Annotated in this window: 17 protein-coding genes and 2 pseudogenes; 9 read left to right on the plus strand and 10 right to left on the minus strand. The window is 62.1% G+C overall.

The genetic code is table 11. From position 1 onward, the window contains the following. The coding region (locus VFI82_13645) for a S8 family serine peptidase (GenBank protein ID HET7185728.1) at window positions 1-1,035 on the minus strand (1,035 nt) is incomplete at its 3' end. Window positions 1,036-1,542: 507 nt separating this feature from the next. Between VFI82_13645 and VFI82_13650 the strand changes: the two genes are divergently transcribed. Beyond that, complete coding sequence (locus VFI82_13650) at window positions 1,543-3,936, plus strand: trehalose-6-phosphate synthase (GenBank protein HET7185729.1); 2,394 nt, start codon at window positions 1,543-1,545, stop codon at window positions 3,934-3,936. Here VFI82_13650 and VFI82_13655 read toward each other — a convergent pair. Then, window positions 3,925-4,740 (minus strand): annotated as a pseudogene (locus VFI82_13655) (HAD-IIB family hydrolase). The gene VFI82_13650 and the pseudogene VFI82_13655 sit on opposite strands and share 12 nt — an antisense overlap. 53 nt (window positions 4,741-4,793) lie before the next feature. On the opposite strand from VFI82_13655, the gene VFI82_13660 reads away from it, so the two are divergent. The 3 genes and pseudogenes from VFI82_13660 to VFI82_13670 all read left to right on the plus strand — a co-directional run bounded on the left by VFI82_13660 (window position 4,794) and on the right by VFI82_13670 (window position 6,717). Beyond that, window positions 4,794-5,198, plus strand: a complete 405-nt coding sequence (locus tag VFI82_13660; GenBank protein ID HET7185730.1) for an OsmC family protein — start codon at window positions 4,794-4,796, stop codon at window positions 5,196-5,198. A gap of 266 nt (window positions 5,199-5,464) precedes the next feature. After that, window positions 5,465-5,650 (plus strand): annotated as a pseudogene (locus tag VFI82_13665) (glutaredoxin domain-containing protein). An 89-nt stretch (window positions 5,651-5,739) separates the two neighbouring features. Further along, a complete protein-coding gene (locus tag VFI82_13670) occupies window positions 5,740-6,717 on the plus strand; it encodes a DMT family transporter (protein ID HET7185731.1) in 978 nt (325 codons plus the stop codon). A gap of 1 nt (window position 6,718) precedes the next feature. Here VFI82_13670 and VFI82_13675 read toward each other — a convergent pair whose 3' ends face one another. From VFI82_13675 to VFI82_13705, 7 genes are all read right to left on the minus strand, one after another. Then, complete coding sequence (locus VFI82_13675) at window positions 6,719-7,972, minus strand: MFS transporter (protein HET7185732.1); 1,254 nt, start codon at window positions 7,970-7,972, stop codon at window positions 6,719-6,721. 52 nt (window positions 7,973-8,024) lie between these two features. After that, the gene (locus VFI82_13680) at window positions 8,025-9,266 is read right to left on the minus strand and encodes an ABC transporter permease (protein ID HET7185733.1); all 1,242 of its coding nucleotides are present in this window, start codon (window positions 9,264-9,266) and stop codon (window positions 8,025-8,027) included. Further along, window positions 9,267-10,517 carry an ABC transporter permease gene (locus tag VFI82_13685; GenBank protein HET7185734.1) on the minus strand — a complete coding sequence of 417 codons (1,251 nt, stop codon included), beginning with the start codon at window positions 10,515-10,517 and terminating at the stop codon, window positions 9,267-9,269. It lies immediately after the preceding gene. 136 nt (window positions 10,518-10,653) lie between these two features. Further along, a complete protein-coding gene (locus VFI82_13690; protein ID HET7185735.1) occupies window positions 10,654-11,595 on the minus strand; it encodes a bifunctional riboflavin kinase/FAD synthetase in 942 nt (313 codons plus the stop codon). A 13-nt stretch (window positions 11,596-11,608) separates the two neighbouring features. After that, the gene (locus VFI82_13695) at window positions 11,609-12,379 is read right to left on the minus strand and encodes an MBL fold metallo-hydrolase (GenBank protein ID HET7185736.1); all 771 of its coding nucleotides are present in this window, start codon (window positions 12,377-12,379) and stop codon (window positions 11,609-11,611) included. Then, complete coding sequence (locus VFI82_13700) at window positions 12,376-12,966, minus strand: DUF1844 domain-containing protein (protein HET7185737.1); 591 nt, start codon at window positions 12,964-12,966, stop codon at window positions 12,376-12,378. Before VFI82_13700 ends, VFI82_13695 begins: the two co-directional genes overlap by 4 nt. An 87-nt stretch (window positions 12,967-13,053) precedes the next feature. Further along, window positions 13,054-14,118 (minus strand): glycine cleavage T C-terminal barrel domain-containing protein, encoded by a 1,065-nt coding sequence (locus VFI82_13705; GenBank protein HET7185738.1) that lies wholly within the window; start codon window positions 14,116-14,118, stop codon window positions 13,054-13,056. 64 nt (window positions 14,119-14,182) lie between these two features. Here VFI82_13705 and VFI82_13710 point away from each other — a divergent pair, with 64 nt between their 5' ends. Together VFI82_13710 and VFI82_13715 are read left to right on the plus strand one after the other, a co-directional pair. After that, window positions 14,183-15,232 (plus strand): 3-isopropylmalate dehydrogenase, encoded by a 1,050-nt coding sequence (locus VFI82_13710; protein HET7185739.1) that lies wholly within the window; start codon window positions 14,183-14,185, stop codon window positions 15,230-15,232. Window positions 15,233-15,267: 35 nt separating this feature from the next. Beyond that, window positions 15,268-16,752, plus strand: coding sequence for a hypothetical protein (locus VFI82_13715; protein HET7185740.1), 1,485 nt, complete (start codon window positions 15,268-15,270; stop codon window positions 16,750-16,752). Between the two features lie 7 nt (window positions 16,753-16,759). Here VFI82_13715 and VFI82_13720 read toward each other — a convergent pair whose 3' ends face one another. Next, window positions 16,760-17,140, minus strand: coding sequence for an RNA-binding S4 domain-containing protein (locus VFI82_13720; protein ID HET7185741.1), 381 nt, complete (start codon window positions 17,138-17,140; stop codon window positions 16,760-16,762). A 219-nt stretch (window positions 17,141-17,359) separates the two neighbouring features. Here VFI82_13720 and mtnP point away from each other — a divergent pair, with 219 nt between their 5' ends. The 3 genes from mtnP to VFI82_13735 all read left to right on the plus strand — a co-directional run bounded on the left by mtnP (window position 17,360) and on the right by VFI82_13735 (window position 20,932). After that, the gene (mtnP, locus tag VFI82_13725; protein HET7185742.1) at window positions 17,360-18,241 is read left to right on the plus strand and encodes an S-methyl-5'-thioadenosine phosphorylase; all 882 of its coding nucleotides are present in this window, start codon (window positions 17,360-17,362) and stop codon (window positions 18,239-18,241) included. Then, a complete protein-coding gene (locus VFI82_13730; protein ID HET7185743.1) occupies window positions 18,241-19,164 on the plus strand; it encodes a PfkB family carbohydrate kinase in 924 nt (307 codons plus the stop codon). The genes mtnP and VFI82_13730 overlap by 1 nt, the downstream gene beginning before the upstream one ends. Before the next feature lie 64 nt (window positions 19,165-19,228). Then, window positions 19,229-20,932 (plus strand): hypothetical protein, encoded by a 1,704-nt coding sequence (locus tag VFI82_13735; protein ID HET7185744.1) that lies wholly within the window; start codon window positions 19,229-19,231, stop codon window positions 20,930-20,932. Window positions 20,933-20,969 lie beyond the last annotated feature (37 nt).

Genomic DNA, 20,969 nt, shown 5'->3' on the forward strand with positions numbered 1-20,969 from the left:
GACGACGTGGTCCAGCATGCTGGGCCCCTTCGAGCTATAGCTGGCAATGGCATCGTCCACGCGCGTCTGCGTTCCCATGGTGCGCATGGCGCCGACGGTGATCACGTAGGGATCGTTGCCCGGCGAAGTGATGGTAGCGTAACCATTATTGTCGTTGGAGTTGTCGCGGCCATAGTTGCCGGCGGCGACGACCACGAAAATGCCCGCCTTCCAGGCTTGCTCTACCGCCTGCGTCAGCGGATCCGTCTTGTAGCTCTCATAGATTCCGCGCCCTAACGAGAGGTTGATGACGCGGATGTTGTACTGACTCTTGAGATTGATCGCGGTCTGGATGGCGTTGATCACTTCGCTGTCGGAGCCCGAACCGTTATTGTCCAGGACCCGCAGGTTGATCAAACGCACGCTCTGGGCAACGCCCTCATAAGTCAGGAAGCACGCGGAGCAGCTGGACTTGCCGCCATTGCCGGCGATGATGCCGGCGACGTGCGTCCCGTGACCGTAGAGGTCATCGGCCGTACCCTGTCCAGTGAAATCCTGGTTGTAAACCACGCGGCGCGCCAGGTCCGGCTGGGCGGTGCTGATGCCGCTGTCAATGACGGCCACGCCGATACCAGAACCGGTATAGCCGTAGCTCTGGGCGACGTCGGTGTTGACGGCGACGAATGCATCGGTATTACCGCTGTTCTTGACCACGCGGTCGGGAGAAACATAGGTAATCGCGCTGTCGTCCAAGAGCAGGCCGGGGATTCGGTTCGCGGGCAACGACATGGTCGCGCCCTTGACCAGGGGCAAGTTTTGCTTCACGGTCGCGCCGTGGTGCTTGGCCTTGGTGGCGTGCGTCGCGCTCGGTCCGTCGGCGTATTGCACAATGACGTTCACCAACCTGCCACTTGTCTGGTTGATGTCGTCTGCGACCTTCTTGCCCTTGCCGGCGGCAACGGCTGTGCTGTTAACCACGAACATGCAAGCCATCAACAGCGCGCCGACTTTGGTTCCCCAGGACCAACTGGACAATGTTTTCTTATCGCCGTTCATTATTTTCTTTCCTGCGCCTAGAGTTGCGCTCGGGTTTGTAGTGGCAGGATTCCGTCCAAACTTAAATTTAGCTAAGTGATTGAAAATGCAAGGTCCACGGGAGCGGTGCGGTCGGACATTGCAGACAAAATGTCCCGCTTCAACATCGATTCAGACAAAGTGGCACAAAGTCGCCCTGTCATGGCGCCCCCATCCCGCCGCCCCCACCGTCCTCGGGTCCTACGAGTACTTCTTCCAGACGTCCTCGAGTTACCACTAGTACTAAGGCGGAAAAAGGGGAGGGCTAAGACGTCCGGTCTAGCCGATCGCAGGTGACCTGGGTTATGCTGCATCAGCGCTTCTTCGTCTGACCTGTTTGGAAACCGCGCGGCGCTTGCATTGACACGCGAGAAGCTCGCCCGGGAACAGGCGGACGACCTTCCCAAACCACCGGCTGCTCCACTTCTAATCATTTTTCGGCGCTGTCCGCTATGACTCGTTTCGTCGGTTCGAATATGACGGGGTGATATGCGAATCGTTGCTCGACTGATCGGCTGCCTGCTCTTGAGCGTCCTGATCGTGTCGGTGCTGTCTTCCTACTACCAGGCGGAACGGGAAAGATATGTGCTGCGCCGGGAGTTGGAGAAGCGCGCCGACGTGCTGGCCGAGAGCCTGCAGGCGCGCGTCGAATCGATGTTGCATCGCGGCGATATCGCGGCGGTCGGGAAACTGGCACAGCGTTTTGCCGATAAGCAGCAACTCGCGGGCATCGTAGTCTATGGCGACGGCGAAAAACCTCTGGCGATCTCCAGCTCGCTGGCTGGTCTGATTCTGCGAAAGCCGGAGACGCTTTCTCGAACCCTGCTGGAGGATGCCGCGCGCGGACAATTCCTGCGCCTGGATGGACATCCGGTGCATTTCCGGGCGGTCCCGCTGCACGAAGATGACAGGGTAATTGGCGGGCTCCTGGTGGTGCATGACGCCAACAACATTGTTGCCGCCCGGCGGCAAGCGTGGCGCGACATGTCGGTGCGCTTGCTGGCGCAGATGCTGCTCATCGTCGTCGTCACCCTGGTGATGTTCCAGCGCAGCGTGGTCAAGCCGATTGCCCGCACCGCCGCGTGGATGCGCGAGCTGCGCCACGGCGGCAATCCCGGCGTCTCCGGACTTGCCGGATCCGACGTGCTCAAGCCGCTGGCCAACGAGGCGCACAGTTTCGCGCGCAGCCTGGCGGAAGCTCGCGCCTCGGCGGAGCAGGAAGCGCGGCTGCGCGAGGCGGCCGAGTCGTCATGGACGGCGGAACGCCTTGCCGTATCCCTGCGCACGCGATTGAAGGGCAGCCGCCTGTTCGTGGTTTCGAACCGTGAGCCGTACATGGACATTCGCAAGGGAAACACGGTGCAGACAATTGTTCCCGCCAGCGGCCTGGTCACGGCGCTGGAGCCCATCCTGCGCGCTTGCGACGGCACCTGGGTGGCGCATGGCAGCGGCAACGCCGACGCGGAAACGGTGGACGCGAACTTTTGCGTCCGCGTCCCCCCGGAGGACCCTCACTACACGCTACGGCGGGTGTGGCTGAGCCGGCAGGAAGAAGAACGCTACTATTACGGGTTTTCCAACGAAGGGTTGTGGCCGCTCTGCCACATCGCGCATACGCGGCCCACGTTTCGCGCCGCTGATTTCGAGGAATACAAGCGCATCAACGAGAGGTTCGCCAACGCGCTTTGGGACGAGATGCGCGACGTGGAGCAGCCCATCGTCATCGTCCAGGATTATCACTTCGCGCTGCTGCCGCGAATGCTCAAGCAGCGGCGTCCGGACGCGCGCGTCGGGTTGTTCTGGCACATCCCGTGGCCCAATCCGGAGGCCTTCGGCATCTGTCCGTGGCAGCGCGAGCTGCTGGACGGAATGCTAGGCGCGGACTTGGTCGGTTTTCATATCCAGGCGCATTGCGACAATTTCCTCGAGACCGTGGACCGGGTGCTGGAGTCGCGAATCGAGTGGGACCGGCGCAACGTGAATCGCGCCGAGCACATGACCATGGTGCGCCCGTTCCCCATCAGCATCGTGATGCCGCATGATGCGGGCTATTCGTCGGAGGCCAAGCCGCACGAGCAACAGGCCGCGTTGTTGAATGACCTGGGAGTGGACGCCATCTACATGGGAGTGGGCGTGGACCGCCTCGACTACACCAAGGGCATCGTGGAACGCCTGCTGGGCGTCGAGCGCTTTCTGGAAAAATACGAGCAGTACCAGGGGCGGTTCTGTTTCGTGCAAATCGGCGCGCCCAGCCGCACCACGATCCAGCGTTACCACGACTTCATGGACGAGGTAGCGGCGACCGCGGAGCGCATCAACCGCCGCTTCCGGAGCAGCAAGTGGCAGCCGGTCGTCTTCCGCAACACCCACCATACGCACGCCGAACTGGAGCGTTTTTACCGCGCCGCCGACGTCTGCCTGGTGACCTCGCTGCACGACGGCATGAACCTGGTGGCGAAGGAATATATCGCGTCACGACAGGATGACGACGGAGTGCTTGTCCTCAGCCCGTTCACCGGCGCCGCGCGCGAATTGCCGGACGCGCTCATCGTGAATCCCTATGACACGGAGAAACTGGCGGATGCCATCTACCAGGCTTTGGAGATGGACGGCTCGGAGAGGCAGGCGCGCATGCGGCGCATGCGCCAGGTGGTGCGCGAGCACAACGTGTACCGCTGGGCCGCCAACCTGATCGGCGACTTGTGCGAGGTGCGGCTCGATGCCGTGGCGCCGCGCAAGCACGCAGCCAAGGCGCTAGCCGCGAGTGTGGCGCAAGGCGTAGGCGGCGAGATCATTGTCGAGAAGCTGGTCGATGACCTCAACCACGCCGGCGCCATGGCCGCAGGCGGTGACCAGGTCGGCATTCCTCTTGATCTGCGGTAGCGCGTTGGCGACCGCCGCCGCACAGCCGCACGCCGCCAGGAGCGTAGCGTCGTTTTCGGCGTCGCCTACCGCCACCACGTTCGAAGGAGCGATGGCCAGCTCTCCGAGCGCCGCTTTGAGGCCCGTGCTCTTGTCGACCCCCGCCGGCAGGACCATCAGGGAGCCCTTGTTCAGCGCGATGTGAACGCCGGCAGCGAGATCGAGCTGGTGAATCGCGGCCGCGATTTCGGCGTGATGGGCGTCATCGCTGGCGATGATGGCCTGGCCCGTGGAAAAAGGAATGCCGCGCGCTCGCAGGGCCGCGATCAGAGCGGGATCGGGCGGGTCGCACAATAGGACCTCGCCGCCGGAAGAAGGACGGAACAGCAGCGCGCCGTTCTCGGCAACCACCCGGTCAAAGAGCGCTACCTCCGGAAAAACTTCTTTCAGGTCTGGAAGCTGGCGCCCGGTTACCAGCAAAAGCTTGCGGCCGGAATCGCGCAGGCGCCGGAGCGCCGGAATGACCACGCTATCAACGCGGCCATGCGTGGCCAGCGTCCCGTCGTAATCTGCGGCAAGGGCAAGAAAGCGCACAGAGGTTGAATGCAAGACCCGTTCCGATTGTAGATTGCCGGTTGTCGATTGGCGATTTTGATGATCGTTCAAATGCACCAGCATTTCCGATTGTCGATTGCCGATTGCCAATTGACGACTTGAGCGTGCACGTTTTCCGATAAGGGCGTTCAGGCTCCTTACATCCTGACAATTACATTGAGGGATGTCGAGTACATCGCGTAACCTCGCTGTTTGCATAAGAGGTCCCATGAGTGCTCAAGCAATCGAGAATCGGAAATGGTTTCGCTTTCGGGAGGTAAGAAATGGTTACTGCAAGCGCGTCGTGGACAGATGGCGAGCGATTCGTCGGCATAGCGAGCAGCGGGCACGCGATTGTGGTCGACGCGGGCAAGGACAAAACCGCGTCCAGCCCGATGGAACTGGTGCTGATTGGCCTGTGTGGATGCACTGCGAGCGACGTGGTCGGCATTTTGCGCAAGAAACGTGAGCCATTCACGCGCCTGGAAGTGAGCGCCGCGGCTGAGCGGGCGCCCGAGCCTCCGGCCGTCTACACCTCGATCAAATTGCATTATCGCGTTGCCGGGAAGGTCTCTCGGAAGGCGGTGGAGGACGCGGTCCGTCTGTCGAAGGAGAAGTACTGCTCGGTTTCGCAGATGCTGGCCAAGACGGCAAAGATCACGGTGGAGATCGAGGTGGCGGAGGAGTGACGACGTTAGCCACAAAGGACACAGAGGATGACAGGAGAACAAAGCAAGCCACCGATTCACGCTGATCGACACCGATCCAGAAAACAAACTGATCTGCGTGTATCTGCGTTCATCAGCGGCCCGGCTTTTGCCTCCGCGATTCCGACTTCGGTTCCTGACCGCCAGGTCAGCAATAATTTGCACCCTGCCGGACCTTTGCCGCGTCTTAAGCGTCCATGGCGAAAAAAGTTGTCATTTTCACCCAACCCGGTTGACCGCCCTGCCGCACAGTAAAGGCCTACCTCTCGGCGAGAGGTATCGAGTACGAAGACCGTGATGTGTCGGTGGATGCGGATGCGGTTGACGACTTGATCCACAAGTACCAGAGCCGCTCGACTCCCACGCTGGTGATCGGCGAAGAGGTGATGATCGGGTTTGATCCCGACCAACTGGATGCGCTGATGGCGGAATAGCAGCCGGTTTCAGGGATGAGATGAGGCACGGCGCGAGCCGTGCCTTTTGTGTTGCACCGCTTTCGGCGGATAGACTTTCGTATTCCGGCATGGCGTCGCAATCGAGATCCGAAATTGCAGGAGCGGGCGCGTCCCAGCCCGCTTCCATCCGCGGCTACCTGTTTATCGCCGCGGCGGCGCTGTGCTGGGGGATATCGGCGTCGCTGGGCCGGGCGGCGTTTACCGGCAGGCTGGTTACCGGGCAGGCGCTGCCGCCGATCGGTCCGCTGATCCTGGCGCAGACCCGAGTCACCCTCGCGCTGCTGGTATTGGCGCCGGTGTTGCTGGCCCGGCGGGGGCCTCCCGCACTCAGGATGTCGCGCGGCGATGTTGTGCGCGCGCTGCTGATCGGCGTGCTCGGGGTGGCCGCGTCGAATTACTTTTACTACCTCGCCATCCAGAAAACGAACGTTGCCACCGCCATCATCCTGCAGTACACCGCTCCGGTTTGGGTGCTGGTGTACATGGTCGCTCGCGGCGTGCAGAGGGCGACCGCATCGCGCGTGCTCTCTGTCGGCCTGGCGGTGGTGGGCAGCGCGCTCGCCATCGGAGTGGTGGGCACCGGGCAGTTCCGCATCAACCTGGTTGGGCTCGCCGCCGCCATGGCAGCCGCTTTCTCTTTCGCGTACTACAACATTTTTATTCCACCGCTGCTCACCCGGCACGACCGCTGGAAGGTGCTGCTCTACATCCTGATGGGTACGGCGCTGTTCTGGCTGGCGATGAATCCGCCATGGCGGGTCTTTGCCGAGCATTACTCGCAGGCGCAATGGGGTTTCCTGGCGCTGTTTTCCCTGACATCCGTGCTGCTGCCGTTCTCTTTTTATATTGCCGGTCTGCAATACCTCGATTCCACTCGCGCCGTCGTGACCAGCAGCCTGGAGCCGGTGTTTTCCATCCTGATCGCCGCCATTACCCTGGGCGAACTGGTGCGGCCGGTGCAGGTGATTGGCATCGTGATCGTGCTGACCGCGACGGTGCTGGTGCAGATGTCAGGGAAAGAGGAAATCGTCGAACCGATCGAATGAGTCATTCTCCCGCCCGCAGCTCCATACCTCGCGTTTCCGGCAGCAAGAGGACAGAAATGATCATCAACAGGTATGCCGAGAGCGCAAAAGTCGCGATTGCCGCTGCCAGCGAGACGCGGGCGCTGAGATAACCGACCAGCGCCGGGAACAGTGCCCCGATGCCGCGCCCGAAGTTGTAGGAAAATCCCTGTCCCGAGCCGCGCAACCGGCTGGGGAAAAGTTCGGTGAGAAATGCCCCCATGGGTCCGAATGATCCGGAGGCAAAAAAACCCAGCGGAAATCCCAGCAGCAGCATGATCCGATCGCCGATGGGCAACTTGGTGTAGGCCGCGACCGCGAGGAAGGAACAAGCGGCAAACAGGATCAGCGTGCGCCGTCGTCCCCACGTGTCGGTGAGCCACGCGCTTACCATGTAGCCGGTAAAGGACCCCGCAATCACCACCAGCAGGTACCCGCCGGTGTTCAACACCGAGAGGCGCCGCACGGTTTTCAAGTACGTCGGCAGCCAGGTGGTGACCGCGTAGTAGCCTCCTTGCGCACCGGTTGCCATCAACGAGGTGAGCAGGGTCACCCGCAGCAGTGTTGGCGAAAAAATCTCCATGAACCGGCTGCGCTCGCCGGACGCGTCCAGTTGCGCGCGCGTGCGGGTATAGACCTCCGGTTCGGGCACGTAGCGCCGGATATAGAAGACCAGAAGCGCGGGAAGAATTCCGATCCAGAACAGCGCCCGCCAGGCCAGCGGCACCGGCAACACGGAAAATAGCAGCGCGTAACACAGCGCCGCGATGCCCCATCCGATCGCCCACCCTCCCTGCACGGTTCCGACCGCCTTGCCGCGATGCTCGGCGCGAATGGTTTCGCCCATCAGCACCGAGCCAACCGCCCACTCGCCGCCGAATCCCAATCCCTGCAGACCGCGCGTGATCAATAACTGCCAGAAGGAATTGGTGAACCCGCTAAGGAAGGTAAAGACGGCGAACCACGCGATGGTGATCTGCAGCACACGAGCCCGCCCGTAGCGATCGGCGAGGAGCCCGGCGAGCCAGCCGCCGAGGGCGGACAGGATCAGCGTGGCTGACGCCAGGATCCCCGCCTCCCCCTTGCCGATGTTCCACATGGCAATCAGGCTGGGAATGACAAAGCTGAACACCATCACGTCCATGCCATCGAGCGCCCACCCGCCGAAGGTCGCCAGCAGGGTGGAACGCTCGTGGGGAGCGAGATCGAGCAACCAGGGCTTGAACGGGGCGCGCACGGCGCAGCATTACAACAAAGGCGCCGCCGATTGTCGATTGTGGAGATCAGCCTTATTCGTACCGCAGTGCTTCGATCGGGTCCAGGTTCGCCGCCCGGATTGCCGGGAGCATGCCGCTGGCCAGGCCCACGAAGGCGAGAATGGCGGTGGCAATCGCGACCACGCGCGGCTGGATCAGCAGGCTGATGTCAGCGGCTTCCGCGTGCGACGCGAGCGCGCTGTACAACGTAATCCGGCCGACCGTGAGCGACACGGCGTAGGACAGGATAATGCCGCAGATGCCGCCCACGGCGGTAATCACCAGCGCTTCGGCCAGGAATTGGAACAGGACATCGCGCTTGCGCGCGCCCAAGGCTTTTTCCATACCGATCTCGCGCGTGCGCTGGGTCACCGATACGAGCATGATGTTCATCAGCCCGACGCCGCCGATGCCGAGCGTCAGCGAGCCGATGAAACCCATGAGGATCTTGATGCCGAGCGTGATCATCTCGAATTGCGCGAGTTGCTTTTGCGCATCGAAGACGCGGACCGCGAGATGATCTTCGGGATCGAAGTTGTGCGCCAGCGCCATGGTCTGGCGGATGGTTTTGCTCACCTTGTCATGATCGAGGGCCTCGTAGTCGAGCCAGATGCCGCCGACGTAATGAATGTCCTTCAGCAAGCCCATCGTGGTGTAAGGAATGAAGACGGTTCGATTGATGTCGTTGTCGCCCTCCTGCATGCGCGCGCTCAGCACGCCGACCACCTCAAAAGTTACGCCGCCGGCCCGCAAGCGTTGGCCGACGGCCGGCGCTCCGGAGAACAATTTTTCTTTTGCCTCCGAGGCCAGCACGCACACGCGAGCGTGGCTCATGTTGTCCTCGTCGCTCAACAGGCGCCCGGATTCCAGTTGCAGGTTCCAGATGCTCTGCGCGGGCGGGTCGATGCCGTCCAGTTCGAGATTAAAGGCGCGTTCTTCGCGCTGCACGGGCACGGTAATTTCGTTGTAACGCGCCATGTGCCGCACCAGCGGCACCACGTTGCGCAGGCGCTCCAGGTCTTCGTCGGTGAAACGGACTTGCACGCCGGCCTTGTTGCCGCCGGCCTGCAGCGATGTGCGTCCGGGAAAAATGCCTACCGCCTTGGCGCCGAAATTCTCAAAGATGGCGTGGATGGCGCGGCCAAAGCCGTCCCCGTAGGCGAGCAGCAGCACCACGGTTGCGATGCCCCACGCCATGCCGAGCATGGTCAGCAAGGTGCGCCGCCGGTTGTAGCGCATCGCGCTGTACGCCATTTTGAGCAGGTCGCCGCTCATTCAGTCCTTTCGCAGTGCCTCGACCGGTTGCAGCAGCGCCGCCTTACGCGCGGGATACAGTCCAGCGATGATCCCCGCAAGCGCCAGGCTGCCGATGGCGATCGCCGCCGAGGAGGGCACGATCTTGGGCGTGTCCCAACCGGGCGGGGAGGGCAGCCTGCCCAGCATCGAGCACAATGCCGCCGCCGCGGCCAGGCCGATCCCGCCGCTGAGCACGGTCAAAAATGCTCCTTCGGCAAAAAACTGGAACATGACGCTGCGGTTGGTCGCGCCCAGGGCCTTGCGCAGGCCGATTTCCGGGGTCCGCTCCGCCACTGCCACCAGCATGATGTTGATGATCCCGATAGCGCCCAGGGCCAGCGTGACCAGTCCCACGGTGCCAAGGAACATGTCCATGGCATCGAAAATTTTCCCGATCATGTCGTAGGTCTGGATGGAATCCCACTCGTCGAAGGCGTCCCGATTGGTCCCATCGAAGTGGTGGTTGCGGCCGATGATCTTGTGCAGTTGCTGGCGGGCGAATTGATGCCGCTCATGCACCCGCGGCTGGTAGTTGATGAAGGAAATCGCGTCTTGCAGATCGCCCGTGTCCTTGCGCGGAAACAGCATGTGCATGGTTTCGAAGGGAATGAAAATGCGCAAGTTCAACTGGTTGTTGTCACCGTGGCCGATGCTGTCGAGGGTTCCGATCACATCGAAGCGCACACCGTTGAGCAGGATCGTGCTTCCCACCGCGGGCTGGCCTTGAAACAGGTTGCGGCGCGCTTCATCGCCGAGCACCACCACCTGGTGCCGCTCCGCGTTGTCGGCCTCGTTGATCCAGCGCCCCGCCTTGATCGGCATGTAGCGGATCTGGCTGAAATTTGGGGTCGTTCCCATCAACTGCCCGGAGGTGGAATAAAAATCGCTGACCGCGCGGACGTCGCCGCGCGAGATCACCGGCGCGGAGTTCCGGCACTCGGTGCACTCGCGAACCACATCCTGCCAATCGCGAATCGTGAGGTAGTACTGGCGCATGCCGTTGAAGTTTCCTTCCACGGCCGGCGCGCGCCCGCCCCAGATGAACAGGACGTCTTCGCCGAGAGTCGAAAGCTGCTTCTTCTGGCCGGTGCGGAAGCCTTCGCCAAGCCCCACCAGCAGCAGCAGCGAGCCTACTCCCCACGCGATTCCAAACATGGTCAGGAACGAGCGGGTCTTGTGCGACCACAGGGTGTGCAGCATTTGGACGAAGATGTCGAGCAGCAGGCGCATTCTGGTTGGACGCGAGGGGCACAGTTCTGTTACCGCCCCCTGCATTACATACGCCAGCGTATGCGGAAATGTTCCTTGGACGGACGTCCCGGCGGGAAATTTACAACGTTTTACAGCGGTGGAGACTCGATAACAGTTAACGCCGTCCCAGCAGCTGAAAATACTTTTTCGCCCTCCCCACGTCGCGTCCAATCTGCTCGCGCAGGGCCTCGACAGTCGGGAATTTCTGTTCGTCGCGCAGTCGCTTCAGGAAACAAAGCTCAACCTGGGTCTGCGCGGTCAGCGTGATGGGATGAAAATTGAGCAGGTGGCTTTCAATGGCGAAGGAATCCGGCCCGAAGGTCGGGCGCACGCCCACGTTGGTCACGGAATCAAAGGTCTCGCCGTTCACCGCCGTGCGCGTGATGTACACGCCATTGCGCGGGATCATCTCGTCATAGCGGCTCAGGTTAATGGTGGGCACGGTGTACTTCTGGCCATATCCGCGCCCGCGTCCCGGCGTCGAGAAAATGTTGAACACGCGCCCCAGCAGGTGACGCGCGCGGCTGACCTCTCCCGCGCCCAGCAGTTCGCGAATGCGGCTGCTGGAGACCACTTCGCCGCGAATCGTGAGGGCGGGATAGATTCGCACTTCGAAGCCGAACTCGCGACCGATCTCCGCCAGCCGCTCCACATTGCCCTGCGCGCGATGCCCGAAATGAAAGTTAAACCCCTCGTGGACCTCGCGAGCGCGCAGACCCCGCAGCAGCACCTGCTCGGCAAACTCCAGGGGCGTCATCAATGACAGGTCGCGGGTGAAGGGAAGCAGCAGCACGGCGTCGATGCCTGTCTCCTCCAGCAGTCGCAGTTTCACCGGCACGGGCGTCAGCAAACGCGGAGCAACGTCAGGGCGGAGGATGCGCGTGGGGTGCGGATCAAAGGTGACCACTACCGACGCGCACTTGGTTTCTTGCGCGCGTCGCACCAGTTCGCCGAGCACCCGCCGGTGGGCCATGTGAACGCCATCGTAGTTGCCGACCGAGACGATGGTCGGCCCCAGCTCGCCGGGAAGCTCATCGAGATGGCGATAGACTTTCATTCCCGGCCTTCCTTCAAATCTCGAACTCAAGCTTCAGGCCGTCGTGTGACAAGCGCACGTGCGGCGGCAGGGCGGAGTTGGTTGCTTCGTGCCCGAGGTCATGCGAAATGTGGGTGAAGAATGCGCGCCGCGGGTTCAGTCGCTCGATCAATTGCAGGGAATTGGCGACGGTGGAATGCGTCGGATGAGGCTTGTGGCGCAACGCATCGAGGAACAGGATGTCGAGCCCGCGCAGCCGCTCCAGCGACTTCTCCGGAATCTCGCTGAAATCGGTGAGGTAGGCGGCCGTTCCGAAGCGAAACCCGCAAATTTCCGCGTCGCCGTGCAGGATCGCGATGGGATCGAAGCGCGCGCCGTGCAATTCCAGCGGCCCATCCAGGGTATTCAGTTCCACCTGCGCAATGCCGCCGAACTTGTAGTCGCCGGAAAAAATGTAGCTGAACATCTCGCGAATGCGCGGGATCGCCGACGGCTGCGCGTACAGCGGAATCTTGCCGGCGCTGTGAAAGGTGAGCGGGCGCAGGTCATCGAGTCCCAGGATGTGATCGGCGTGCGCGTGGGTGTAGAGCACGGCATCGAGTTGCCGGATGCCTTCGCGGATGGCCTGCTGGCGGAAGTCGGGCGTGGAATCGATGAGCACGCGGCGTTCGCCATACTCCACCAGGATCGAAGGCCGGGTGCGGCGGTCGCGCGGGTCCGGAGAAGTGCAGACCGCGCAGCGGCAGCCGATCGTGGGCACGCCCATCGACGTGCCGCTGCCGAGCACGGTGAGGAGGGCTTTCATTTTAAGTTGATGCCGCCGGGCGGCGGGGGTGCGCCGGGCGCCTGCGGGCCGCGAGCGATCGCATTCGTTACCTCGACATAAGCCATGCGCAGCTCGTAGAGGACGTTTTGCATCAGGTTGTCCTCCACCGCCGTCAGGTTCCCCTTCGTCTTTTCGGAAAGCATGCCGAGCGTGTCGATGGTCTGCCGCGCGCCCACCAGGTCCACGCCCGCGTGTCCGCCCTGCTCGTGGACCAAGCCCAGTTGCATGAGAGCGCTCATGTACAGCGAAGCAATGAAACGCTCAAAATTCACCTCAAAGTCCTGCAGGCGCCGGCCGCCCAACTCCGACTGGATCTGCGCGTCCAGCTTCTTCGAGGACTCCTTGAAGGCATCGTGCTTCGCCTGGCGCTCGGAGGCGCTCGGCGGCGGCGGGACTTGCTGTTCGTCCTGCTGCGGAAATCCAGGCCGCGGCTCCGGCGCTGCGCTCTTCGTCGGCTCCGCCGGATGTATTTCCGGGGCCGGTTCGGGCGGCGCGTTAGTCTCACCCTCGACGGTGAATCGGCGGCGGTCGGTGACGGTGAATTCGGGTTCTCTCTTATCAGCCATAGATGTCGCCTGCTGCGGAACTGGGGAATCGCGGAATTGAGGAAGTTGAAAAACCAATTCCACAATTCGGCAATTCTAAAATGTACATCAGGCTGCCAGTTCCTTGTACGGGAGCAGCCGAACGACGGCGCGCGCGCCGTTGACGCTGAGTTCCGCGCCGGGATTGCGCGCCTCCGTCCGCAGGTAACCGAGCGCCACCGTGCGGTCGCCATGATTGCCGGGGACTGCCAACGCGCTGGTGATCTCGCCAACCTCTTTGCCGTCCTGCTGGATCTTGGTTCCCGGCGCAGGCGGCGGACCATCGACTTCAAATCCGGTCAGCTTGCGATGCAGCAGCGCCCGCGAGTGCACGCGCTCGACGATTTCCTGCCCGATGTAGCAGCCTTTCCTGAAATTGAGCGCCTGCTCCTGGTCGGATTCCTGCGGCAGGTAGCGCTCGCTGATGTCGGGTCCATACTGCGGGATGCCGGCGGCCAGCCGGAACATCTCCAGCGCCTCGCTGCCGGCGGGCTTGGCGCCGCCGCGCACCAGCGCATCCCAGACCGCAGCGGCACTGGCGGGAGCGAGCCAGATTTCATAGGTGCTCGAGATATCGCTTGCCATGCGTGTAATGGAGAGCCCGGCATCATTCCACGCGATGTCCTGCACTTCCAGCGGCTCAACCTCGGCGAACTTGAGCCCGGCCTCCAGCAGCACCTCGTGCGCGCGGGGACCCTGCACGGCCAGCGATGTCAACTTGTCGGAAATGTCAGTGAGTTCGACGTCGTCCATGATGATGAACTTGTTCATTACCTCGAGCAGCTTTGGCGCCTGCCAGCGTGCGGTGTCGATCAGCAGGTACTCACCGCGATTGTAGACATACAGGTCGGCCAGGATGCGGCCCTGCGCATTGAGCAGAAAATTGTAGTTGCCGTGAGCGGCGACAAGGTCGCGGATGTTGTTGGTCACCATGCCGTTCATCCAGCGCACGCGATCCGACCCCGTGGCCACGATCTTGGCGCGCCAGCCCAGGTCGTAAATCGCCGCTCCCGAGCGGAGTTCCATGTACTCGCGGCGGGCATCGCCAAAGGAGATGGCGGTTTCCGCGCCCAGGTACTCGCCAAGGCGCGCCCCGGCAGAAACCATCCGCTCATGGAGTGCTGTGGTCGGCATAGCCAAACTGATGATTATAGTCGACCGTCGACCATCGACCGTCGACTCCTGTATCTTGTCTGCCGTGCCCGAGAGAAAGCGAATCGCCGTCGTTCCTGGCGACGGTATCGGCAAAGAAGTAACCGCGGAGGCGCTGAAGGTGGTGCGCGCCGCCGCCGCGCCCGTCGATTTCACCGAGCTCGATTGGGGCGCCGAGCTTTACCTGCGCGACGGCACCACCATTCCTCCGGAGGGCTTTGAGAAACTGGCGCGGGACTTCAATGCCGTCCTGGTTGGCGCGTTCGGTGATCCGCGCGTTCCCAGCAACATTCACGCCAAAGAAATCCTGCTCGGCATGCGCTTCAGGATGGACCTTTACGCCAATGTTCGCCCGGTTCGCCTGCTCGACGAGTGCCTCTGCCCACTCAAGAATGTTAAGCCGGAGGACGTGAACTTTACTGTCATCCGCGAAAATACCGAGGGGGTTTACGGCGACCTGGGCGGGGTCTTCAAGCAGGGCACGCCGGACGAGATTGCCACCCAGGAAGACATCAATACGCGCAAGGGCGTGGAGCGCATCATTCGTTACGCCTTCGAGTACGCGCGCCGGCACGGCCGAAAAAAAGTCCTGATGTCCGACAAATCGAACGCCATGACGCACGCCGGCGGCCTCTGGCAGCGCGTCTTCAAGGAGGTGGCGAAAGATTTTCCGGAGATATCGCCGCAGCACATGTACGTGGACGCGCTCTGCCTGGCCATGGTTCGCGAGCCGCGCCAGTTCGAGGTCATCGTTACCAACAACATGTTCGGCGACATTCTTACCGACCTTGCCGCCGCGCTGCAGGGCGGATTGGGCATGGCGGCCAGCGCGAACATCCATCCCGGACGGACTTCGATGTTTGAGCCGGTGCACGGCTCGGCGCCGCCACTGGCGGGCAAAAACGTGGCCAACCCGCTGGGCGCCATCCAGAGCGCGGCCATGATGCTGGCACACCTCGGGCTGCAGCAGCACGCCGACCGAATTGATGCTGCCGTGCTGGCCGCGGTGCGAGCCAGGCAATTCACGCCTGATGTCGGCGGTACTCTCGGCACGCGCGAAGTGGGCGACTGGATCGCCAGACAAGTAACCGAGTGATTTCGTTGTTCAGCCAATTACATAGGAGTTCCGAAGTGCACTTGACTGCCGTCATCCCGAGCGAAACGACTGGGCTGGGGAGCGCGGTCGAAGGACTTCTACGAAGCCAATGGGTTCAGGCAAGCCGGCGGGCGTTTCAAACGTTCGCGTCGATTGCAATACTGCTGGCGCTGGCATCCGGCGTTGTTGCCCAAGCTCCGCCCAAGCCTCAACCCGCACCTGCCAAGACCGGGCAAGCGGAATCCACCGAGCATCACATCACGCCCGAGGAAGCCAAGGAACTGCTGAGCACGGTGGATGAAGTTCTCGATTTCGACAGCCGCGATACCGGGCTGCGCATCAGGCACCCCGTTAAGCGGCAGCTTGCCGACCGCGACCAGGTGCAGAAGTTCATCCAGGCGCGAATGATGGATGACGAAGACACGCAACGCCTGCGCCACTCTGAAGTGGTGCTGAAAAAAATGGGCCTGCTGCCGCGGGATTTCGATCTCGAAAAGTTTCTCGTCGAGTTGCTGCGCGAGCAGGTGGCCGGCTATTACGACACCAAGACTAAAACCGTGTACCTGCTCGACTGGCTGCCGCCGGCGTCACAGCTGCCGGTGATGGCCCACGAACTCACCCACGCCCTGCAGGACCAGAACTTCGGCATGGAAAAATGGGTCGAGAAGGGATCGTCTCAGAAGACCCCGGCCGAGGAGGCGCGCAGCGATGAACAAGTCGCGGCGCGTCATGCCATCATCGAGGGGCAGGCGATGGCCGTCATGATTGATTACCTGCTGGCGCCCACGGGCAACAATATCGTGAACTCGCCGACCATCGCCGAAGCCATTCAGCAGGGCATGATGGAAGGCGAAGATTCGCCGGTATTCAATCGCGCGCCCTTGTTCCTGAAGCGCGTGCTCTTGTTCCCTTACAGCTATGGTCTCGATTTTGAGCGCGCGTTGCTGGCCAAGGGCGGCAAGGAGAAGGCGTTCGCCGGTGTCTTCAAGTCCCCGCCGCAGAACACGCGCCAGGTGATGGAGCCGGCAACCTACCTTGCTTCGGAAAAATTACCGGAGCTTCCCGTGCCCGACATCGCCAAACTGATGGGAAAGGATTGGGAGAAGTACGACGTCGGTTCGATTGGAGAGTTTGACGTTGCCGTGATGTCGGAAATCTACGGCATCGACGATCCCAAGACAATTTATCCTCACTGGCGCGGCGGCTGGTACTACGCCATGAAGCATAAGGCCAGTGGTGAACTGGCGGTAGTGACGGTCACGAAATGGGCCACTGAAGAGGCCGCGACGAGTTTCCGGAAAGCGTGCACAGCCAACATTCCCAAGCGTTACAAGGTAACTCCCGGCGTGCCGGGCGGCGGCGCAGGTGGTACCCCGGACGGCCCGGGGATTGTTTGGACGCAGTGGACTACGTCGGATGGTCCGGTGGCGCTGGTGAGATCGGGCGATATGGTGATTTCGATCGAGAGTGTGCCGGAGGAACTGGTGGCCAAAGTTCGGGACGCGGTCCTGGTGAAGTGATGACCGCTCAGCCTCTTCCCCGGAACTGCAGGATTTTGCGCCGGTCGCGTTTTGATGGTCGCCCGGCGGGCGGCTGTTCGAACTGCCTGCTCGCCTTCCGCTCCGCCGCCACCTTCAGGCGCTGTTGCTTGCTCTCCTCTGTCTCTCGATAGAGCGTCTGCGCCACCGCGGCCGGGCCGCGCACCTCGCTGACGACCAGCACCTCCACCTGGAAGTCGCCGCTCTCGTTGGTCACGCGCAGCATGTCGCCAATCTTGACTTCGCGTGCCGGCTTGGCCGGCTGGCCGTTGCATTGCACTCTGCCTAGCTCGCAAGCCCGCGCGGCCAACGCTCTCGACTTGAAGAACCGGGCGGCCCATAGCCATTTGTCGATTCGCACGGAGCTCATGAGTGACTTTCCTATAGGCGGCGTCGCGGGCGTGACGGAGAAGAACCCAGATTCCTCGCGGGCTCCCTCGCTGCGCTCAGTACGCCGGCTCGGAATGACAAAAATATAAACTAGCGAATCGGCACGGCTGAGGCCGTGCCCTTCCACAACAGAACGCAGCGGAGGCCAGGAACACGGTTTTGTATAATCCCGAGTTCACCCGAAATCCAGGAGAACTCGTTGGCGGAAGCGGAAATCGGCATTATCGGCGGCAGCGGCCTGTATCAGATGCCGGGCCTGACCGGCACACGCGAACTCAAGCAGAACACCCCATTCGGCAGCCCTTCCGACGCATACGTTCTCGGGACCCTCGAAGGCCGCAAGGTGGCATTCCTTTCGCGGCATGGGCGTGGTCACCGCATCATGCCCAGCGAACTGAATTTCCGCGCCAACATTTATGGCTTCAAGCAGCTGGGGGTGGAGCGCATTCTCTCCCTGTCCGCGGTCGGTTCGCTGAAAGAAGAGCACAAGCCGCTGGAGTTCGTCATCCCCGAGCAGTTTTACGATCGCACCCGCCGCCGCATCTCGACGTTCTTCGGCGAAGGCATTGTCGTTCACATCGCCTTCGCCGATCCGGTTTGCCCGGAAGTCTCGCAAGCCATGCAAACCGCCTGCAACGCCGCCGGGGTGGTGGGCAAGCGGGGCGGCACCTACCTCTGCATCGAGGGACCGCAGTTCTCGACCAAGGCGGAATCGAACGTCTATCGCTCCTGGGGCATGGACGTCATTGGCATGACCAACCTGCAGGAGGCAAAGCTCGCACGCGAGGCTGAGATTTGTTACGCCACGCTGGCCATGGTCACCGATTACGACTGCTGGCACCCGGATCACGATGCCGTGACTGTCGATCAGGTGGTCGCCGTGCTGTTGAAGAATGCGGCCAATGCCGGCGCCGTGGTGCGCGAGGCCGTGAAGGTGATGCCCAAGGACCGCAAGTGCAGGTGCGGATCGGCGCTGGCCTCCGCCATCATGACCGATCCGAAGTTGATTCCCGCCTCCATGCGCGAGCGGCTCAAGCTCATTCTTGATAAATACCTCGATGAAAAGAAAGTGAAAGCGTAATGGCGATCCTGGTTGTGGGCTCGGTTGCGTTTGACACCATCCAAAGCCCGTTCGGAAAGGTGGAGAAAATCCTGGGCGGCTCGGCTACCTATTTTTCCCTGGCCGCGAGTTATTTCACCGAGGTGCGCATCGTTGCTGTCGTGGGCGACGATTTCACGCGCCAGCACGAGGACGTGCTGCGCAAGCGCAACGTCAACCTGGAAGGCCTGCAGCGCGCCTCCGGCAAGACGTTTCACTGGGGCGGCGAGTACGGCGAGAACGTCAACGAGGCAAAAACACACTTCACCGATCTGAACGTGTTTGAGAAATTCCAGCCGCAGATTCCCGCCAAGTACCTCGACTCCGAGTTCCTTTTTCTCGCCAACATCGATCCCGTGCTGCAGGGGGAGGTCCGGCACAAGCTGAATCGCGTTCGGCTGGTCGGCGGCGACACCATGAATTACTGGATCAACAGCAAACGTCCTGACCTGCTGCAGACCCTCAAGTTGATGGACCTGCTGTTGATCAACGATACCGAGGCCAAGATGCTGGCCGGCGACTCCAACCTGCTGCGCGCCTCCAACAAGGTCATGGCCATGGGGCCCAAGGCGCTGGTCATCAAGCACGGAGAGTACGGCGCGACCATCTTTTTTGGCGATCACATGTTCGGCATCGGTCACCACCCGTTTCGCGCGCCCGCGCTGCCGCTGGCTGAAGTCCGCGACCCAACCGGAGCGGGCGACTCCTTCGCCGGCGGCTTCATGGGCTATATTGCGTCCCAGGGCGAACTCAACCGCGAGGTCCTGAAGCGCGCCATGTTCTACGGCGGCGTGATGGGATCATTCGCCGTCGAGCGCTTCGGCCCGGAGCGCCTGCAGAACCTGACGCGCGAGGAGATCGACGCGCGGTTCGCCATTTTTCGCGAGCTCACGCACCTGGAATAAGGAAAGTCAGAAGTAAGAAGTCAGAAGTCAGAATTCGAACCATTGCGCTTGACTTGGCTCATTGATGCCAGCCCCCCCTAAGAACTGGAGTGTGCGCCGCGAGCGCGCCGAGCGCCTGCGCCAGCGCGGGGTTGGCATCGGCGAAGTCCAGCTGCTCGCCCTGGCGACGATCGCTCTTTCCATCGCGGCGCTCGCGCATTACTACAAGTGGGGCCAGATTCTGCTCTCCGGCGATGCCGTCGCCCACATCAACATTGCGCGCCGCGTTTTTGACTCGCGCACGCCCGGCCTGCAGCAGCTCGGAACCGTCTGGCTGCCGTTGCAACATCTCCTCACCATTCCATTCATCATCTCCGACGCGGGCTGGAGCAGCGGCGTTGGGGGCGCAATCCCCTCGATGGCGGCGTTCGTGTTCGGCACACTCGGCATGTTTCGACTGGTGCGCTCGGGCCTGGCGTGGATCGGCGCGGAAGATGGAGCGGCGCGCGTGGCCGCCTGGATTGCGGCCGCAATCTTCGCGGCGAATCCCAACCTGATTTATCTCCAGACCACCGCTCTGAACGAGCCCCTCAGCCTGGCGCTGCTCATCTGGGCTACCGCGTTCTTCACCGATTTCGCGCATTTTGCCCTGCAGGGGGAAGACGACGAGGCCGCACAACATCTGAAGTGGGCGGGCTGGCTGCTCATGGCCGATATGCTGTTGCGCTACGATGCCTGGTTTTACGGCGCCGTTTTTGTAGTTGTAGCGGGGCTGGTCGTCATCTTCGCCTCGCGAGCGCGGCTGCGGCGCAACCTGCTGGGCAATCTTGGACGATCGCTCGCGGTGTTTGTCCTCATCAGCGCCATCGCGCCCGTGCTCTGGCTGTCCTACAACGCCTATATTTTCGGAAACCCCCTGGAGTTTGCCACCGGGCGCTATTCAGCCAGGGCCATCGAGCAACGTTCGAGGCGCGCCGGAGAACCGCACCATCCCGGATGGCACAGCCCCTCCGTCGCCGCGCAATATTTTGCCCGCAACGCGACGCTCACGCTGGGTGAGACGCGCCGCCACCCGGGCACGCCATCGTCCTGGATAGAGAAGACGTGGCTGCTTCTGGCGCTGGTGGGAACTGGGCTGGTGCTGGTTTGGCGAAGGGGACTGCTGCCATGGCTGCTGCTCTGGTTGCCGAAGCCGTTCTACGCAATCTCCATTGCGTGGGGAGACGTGCCCATTTTCATCCCGCAATGGTGGCCGTTTTCGTATTACAACACGCGCTACGGAATGCAACTGCTGCCCGCGTTCGCAGCTTCGGCGGCGCTCGTGGTGTACTTCGCGATGCGACGAGACAAATCGCGCACGTGGCGGGTTGCGGTCCCGGTCATGGTGTGTGCGTTCGTTGCCGGAAGCTACGTGTCGGTGTGGAGAAGTGTGCCGATCTGCCTGCGCGAAATCCGCGCCAATGGTGGAGCGCGATACGCCGTGGATGCCCGCCTGGGAGAACTGTTGGCCAAGCTTTCGCCTTCCTCGACTCTCCTGATGTACCTGGGGGAACATTGCGGAGCGCTGGAACGCGCCGCCATCCCGCTCCAGCGCACCATCAATGAAGGGAATTACAAGCTGTGGGACGCCGCCTTGTCCGCCCCCGCCGCCAATGCAGACTTCGTGGTCACCGCCGCCAACGACGCGCTGGCGCAGGCGGTGGCGCAACATCCGGAGAATCTGGAATTGCTGATTGTGGTGCAGGCCCAGGGAAGTCCGCCGCTGAGGATTTACAAAAGCAACCGATAAGTCTTACGTTGTAGCTGACCGGTACGAAAGCTGAAAG

It is taken from the genome of Terriglobales bacterium, from assembly GCA_035691485.1.
Taxonomy (GTDB): domain Bacteria; phylum Acidobacteriota; class Terriglobia; order Terriglobales; family Acidobacteriaceae; genus JAIQGF01.

Bases quoted from the DNA above. Each gene is read 5' to 3' on its own strand.
- VFI82_13650 (HET7185729.1), top strand. From the start codon at position 1,543: ATGCGAATCGTTGCTCGACTGATCGGCTGCCTGCTCTTGAGCGTCCTG.
- VFI82_13660 (HET7185730.1), top strand. From the start codon at position 4,794: ATGGTTACTGCAAGCGCGTCGTGGACAGATGGCGAGCGATTCGTCGGC.
- VFI82_13670 (HET7185731.1), top strand. From the start codon at position 5,740: ATGGCGTCGCAATCGAGATCCGAAATTGCAGGAGCGGGCGCGTCCCAG.
- VFI82_13680 (HET7185733.1), bottom strand. From the start codon at position 9,266: ATGAGCGGCGACCTGCTCAAAATGGCGTACAGCGCGATGCGCTACAAC.
- VFI82_13685 (HET7185734.1), bottom strand. From the start codon at position 10,517: ATGCGCCTGCTGCTCGACATCTTCGTCCAAATGCTGCACACCCTGTGG.
- VFI82_13690 (HET7185735.1), bottom strand. From the start codon at position 11,595: ATGAAAGTCTATCGCCATCTCGATGAGCTTCCCGGCGAGCTGGGGCCG.
- VFI82_13695 (HET7185736.1), bottom strand. From the start codon at position 12,379: ATGAAAGCCCTCCTCACCGTGCTCGGCAGCGGCACGTCGATGGGCGTG.
- VFI82_13700 (HET7185737.1), bottom strand. From the start codon at position 12,966: ATGGCTGATAAGAGAGAACCCGAATTCACCGTCACCGACCGCCGCCGA.
- VFI82_13705 (HET7185738.1), bottom strand. From the start codon at position 14,118: ATGCCGACCACAGCACTCCATGAGCGGATGGTTTCTGCCGGGGCGCGC.
- VFI82_13720 (HET7185741.1), bottom strand. From the start codon at position 17,140: ATGAGCTCCGTGCGAATCGACAAATGGCTATGGGCCGCCCGGTTCTTC.
- VFI82_13730 (HET7185743.1), top strand. From the start codon at position 18,241: ATGGCGATCCTGGTTGTGGGCTCGGTTGCGTTTGACACCATCCAAAGC.
- VFI82_13735 (HET7185744.1), top strand. From the start codon at position 19,229: ATGCCAGCCCCCCCTAAGAACTGGAGTGTGCGCCGCGAGCGCGCCGAG.